Origin of the sequence: Streptomyces sp. NPDC059477 (genome assembly GCF_042749375.1) — a bacterium.
Classification (GTDB): domain Bacteria; phylum Actinomycetota; class Actinomycetes; order Streptomycetales; family Streptomycetaceae; genus Streptomyces.
In genome coordinates this window covers 8,138-12,484 of sequence record NZ_JBHYUG010000067.1, presented here as the reverse complement: position 1 = coordinate 12,484, position 4,347 = coordinate 8,138, and the positions used below count along the sequence as shown (strand labels likewise).

Below are 4,347 nucleotides of genomic sequence, written 5' to 3'. Positions count from 1 at the left end.
CTTCTGACTCTGTGTCTCTGTCTCTCTCACTGACACTGCTCCTCACCCACCCCCCCCCCCCCCAGCCCCCACCCCCCCCCGGCCGGCGGTGGTACGAGGGCGGGGGCTATGGCGGGCTATGGGGAATTACAGCGCTCATGGCCCTTGTGGCGCGCTATGGGACTACGGTCGCTGGACGCTGCCGTCCTGGCCGCGCAGCAGGGCCCAGCGGTCGTGCTCCAGCGGCTCGGGTACGGGGTGGCGGCGGGCGGCGCTCTCGTCGAAGTCGACACCGTGACCGGGCACCTCCGGCGGCTCCAGCGCGCCCCCGACGGGCACGATCGTGCCGGGGAAGACCTCGGCCACGGCCGGCGCGAACGTGGCCGCCTCCTGCACCCCGAAGGCGTGACTGCTCACGTCGAGCGCGAGCGTCGCGGCCTGCGCGACCGGGCTGACGTCCGCCGGACCGTGCGGGGCGAGCCGTACGCCGCGCAGCTCGCACAGCACGGCCAGTTTGCGGGCGGGGGTGAGGCCGCCCAGGGTCGGGATGCGCAGCCGGGCGAAGTCGATGTCCGGGCCGTCGAGCAGGGCGATGAACTGGGCCGGGTCGTGGAACAGCTCCCCGACCGCCAGCGGCACCGGGGACACGGCGTGCAGCCGGGCGAAGTGCCGCGCGTCCTCGGGGGCGAGCAGATCCTCCAGGAAGTACAGGCCCACGTCCTCGATCCGGCGCAGGAGCTCCCGCGCCTGCCGGGGATCGAGTCGCTCGTGCACGTCGTGCAGCAACTCGACCTCGTCGCCGACCAGCTCACGGATCCGCGCGAGCGCCTTCGGTACGGTCCGCAGGTAGGCGGCCGAGTCCCAGGGCACCCGGCGCTCGCGCACCGCCGCTGCGAGCGAGGCGTCGCGGGCGGCGCCGTAGGTGTCCGAGCCGGGCACGGCGACCTGGACCCGGACATGCCGGAAGCCGCGCTCGCGCGCCGCCGTCACCTTGTCGGCGATCTCCGCCGGGTCCGAGCCGTCGACATGGGTGTACGCCTCCGCGGCGCGGCGCACCCGGCCGCCGAACAGCGAGTACAGCGGGGCGCCCAGGCGTTTGGCCTTGAGGTCCCACAGGGCGACGTCGACGCCGCCGAGGGCGTTGCTCTCGACGGAACCGCCGCGCCAGTAGCCGCTGTTGAGCAGCAGGCGGTGGAGGTCCTCGATGTCGTCGGGGTCTCGTCCTCGCAGCAGCGGGCCGACGTATTCGTCGAGTACGGTACGCACCGCGAGGGTGCGCTGGGGGTCGCTGGCGCAGCCGAGGCCGTAGAGTCCCGGCTCGTTGGTCTCCACCCGGACGATCAGGTGCGGGCAGCCGTGCGGGGCGGTGAGGAAGGTGCGCACGGCGGTGATGCGGATCTTCGCACCGCGTTCCTCGACCCACGGGGCGGGGGCGAGGGGGATGGCGGGGGCGTCGGCCATAGGGACTCCGGCGTTCGAGTAGACATATGTGGTACGGCTATCCGAACGGACCCTGCGTGCGCTGTCAACGGCCTTGGGGTTGCGGGTGGGGCGCGCGGGCGGGGGTGGGCGGCAGGGGTTGTCGGGCGGGTGCGGGCTGTTCGTGGCTGGTCGCGCAGTTCCCCGCGCCCCTGGCGGCGTTGGGGTTTGCGGGTGATGGGTGAGCGTGGGTGTGGGTGCAGCCGTTCGCGGGTGCGGGTCGTGGGTGGCTGGTCGCGCGGTCCCCGCGCCCGTGGGGCGATGCGGCTCGCTGGCGTCCGTGCCGTGGCGGCGGCTTGAGGCGGCCCTGGCCCGCGTGGCGTGGCGTGGCCCCTTGCCGTCGGCCCGGGCCGGCCCCTGGCCCGTGTGGCCTCGGCGTCCGTGTCAGGGTGCCGGTGCGGCGGGTCGGCGCCGTCCGCCCCGGGGTCCTCAGTGCTGACCCAACCGCTTCAGCAAGGTGCGCAACGAATGGGCCGCCTCGGTGACCGACAGGGCGATTTCCTCCGTGCGGCGGTCGTCCATGCGGGTGGCGGGGCCCGAGCAGCTGATGGCGTCGCCGCCCTGGTGGTCGGTGCCCAGGGCGACGGCCACGCAGCGCACGCCGGGGGAGCTCTCGCCGTTGTCCTGGGCCCAGCCGCGCAGCCGGGCCTCGGCGAGCTGGGCGGCGAGGGCGCCCGGGTCGGTCACGGTGTCCAGGGTGAGCTGGGGAAGCGGCCAGCTCAGCCGGCGGTCCACCTCGCCCGGCTCGAACCGGGCCAGCATCGCCTTGCCGGGGGCCGTCGCGTGGGCCGGCACCCGGTGGCCGACCGGGGCGTACATGCGCAGGGCGTGCCGGGACTCGCGCTTGGCCAGCTGCACCACGTCCGCGCCGGAGAGACGGGTCAGATGCACGGCCTCGCCGGTTTCCTCGGCGAGCGCGTCCAGCACCGGGCCCGCGAGCGAGACCACGTCGTCGCCCTCCAGGTAGGCCGTGCCCGTCATCAGGGCTTTGAGGCCCAGGCCGTACCGGGTGCCCTGGGCGTCGACGTCGATCCAGCCGCGCGCCTGCATGGTGCGCAGCACCGCGTGCAGGCTGCTCTTGGGCACCCGCATCGAGCCCGCCAGCTCGGCCAGCGAGAGCTTGGCGCCGTCCGCGCCCAGCAGCTCCAGGACCTCCAGCACCCGCGCCGCGGACTTGACCTCCTCGGGCCTGCGTTCACCCGCCGCTGCTGCCACTGACTCCACCCGAACCTCCGCTTCCCGTGCCACCGTTCTGACGCTCGGTCAGGACGAATCTTGACCGTCTGCTTGACGCTATATCACGACGTCTCTATGTTCAGGTCACCCAACGATGTTCGGCTACCTGAATAAAGCATAGCGAGATAGCGAGGTAAGGGCGATGCCCATACGTCATTCCCGGACCGCCCGCCTGGCCGCGGCGAGCGTCGCGGCCGGCCTGATTCTCACCGCCTGCGGCGGCTCCTCGGGCTCCGGGGATTCCGACACGCTGGAGATGTGGACCTTCAAGCAGACCCACGTCGCCGCGCTCCGCGCAGTGGCCGAGGACTTCGAGAAGGAGACCGGCATCAAGGTCGAGGTCGAGGCCTACACCCCCGACGACGCGTTCGTCACGAAGATCCAGAGCTCGGCCAAGACCGGTGACCTCCCCGACGTGCTCGAACTGCACTCCGACGGCGAGGACCTGGCCCTCGGCGCCGGCGGTGTGGTCTCGGAACTCACCGACGTGGTCAACGACGAGTGGCTGAACCGCTACCCGGAGAGTGTGCGCGAGTCCGGCTACGTCAACGACGCCAAGCTCAAGGAGTCGGAGCCCGAGGACGCCAAGTTCCACGGCGTGGCGCTGGGCGACCGGCACAGCGTGCCGTTCACCATCGGCACCTTCGGCATCGTCTACGCCAACAAGCAGATGCTCACCGACGCGGGCATCACCGAGCCGCCCACCACCTGGGCCGGGTTCATCGACGCCCTGGCGGCCACCAAGGCGAAGGACGCCCAGAACGGCGGCCTCTCCCTCGGCCTGAAGATCCCCGACACCGGCCTCACCTGGATCGCCCAGCCGCTCGCCTACTCGATCCTCGGCGAGCAGGACTACCAGGCCCTCTACGGCGAGGACGACACCGGCGACTGGTCCTCACCCAACGGCACCAAGGTCCTTGAGGCGTACGACCAGCTCACCCCGTACTGGATGCCCGGCACCCAGTCCCTGGACATCGACGAGGCCGACCAGGCCTTCGCCCAGGGCAAGTCCGCCTTCCTGGTCGGCGGCACCTTCACCCTGTCGTTCCTGGAGCAGAGCGGCATGGACCCGGACGACGTCTACGCCTTCGGCCTGCCCGGCGCCGAGGACGGCCAGGTGCCCGACCCGGCGCTCGGCCCGCTCGCGCTGACCGGCCTGAGCATGGCCGCCACCACCGAACAGCCCGAGAACGCCCAGAAGTGGATGGAGTACCTCTCCCAGCCCGAGGTCGCCGCCAAGTTCGCCGAGGGCTCCAGCGACCTGCCCGCCACCGAACTCGGTGACGGCAACACCGAACTGCTCGGTGACGCCCTCGCCTCCATGCTCGACAGCTTCGCGGGCACCCCGGAGACCACCTACGACCCGAGCAACCGTGCCTACTTCCCGCCCGCCTACGAGCAGGACAAGGCCGCCGCGATCCTCGTCGACATGAGCCCGCTGGACCGGCTGTCGCCGGAGCAGGCGGGCAAGGGCATCACCGAACTGACCGACAACTACTGGGCGGAAGGCGAGTGACCACCGCACACCCCACCATCCCGGAGACCACCGGGGGCGACGGCGCCCAACGCCCGGCCCCCCCCGGGGGGGGGCCCCCACCCGCGCGGGGCCCCCCCCCAAAGCGCCCCCCGGGCGGGGCGCGCGGGAGGGGGGGT

3 protein-coding genes are annotated in these 4,347 nt (G+C 72.5%); 1 reads left to right on the top strand and 2 read right to left on the bottom strand.

Annotation, left to right across the window (positions count from 1 at the left end):
- Positions 1-162: 162 nt before the first annotated feature.
- Positions 163-1,440, bottom strand: a complete 1,278-nt coding sequence (locus ACFXAZ_RS27835; protein WP_384596785.1) for an enolase C-terminal domain-like protein — start codon at positions 1,438-1,440, stop codon at positions 163-165.
- Positions 1,441-1,887: 447 nt separating this feature from the next.
- Complete coding sequence (locus ACFXAZ_RS27830) at positions 1,888-2,673, bottom strand: IclR family transcriptional regulator (protein WP_384596783.1); 786 nt, start codon at positions 2,671-2,673, stop codon at positions 1,888-1,890.
- A gap of 163 nt (positions 2,674-2,836) precedes the next feature.
- On the opposite strand from ACFXAZ_RS27830, the gene ACFXAZ_RS27825 reads away from it, so the two are divergent.
- A complete protein-coding gene (locus ACFXAZ_RS27825) occupies positions 2,837-4,210 on the top strand; it encodes an ABC transporter substrate-binding protein (RefSeq protein WP_384596781.1) in 1,374 nt (457 codons plus the stop codon).
- The last annotated feature ends 137 nt before the right edge of the window (positions 4,211-4,347 follow it).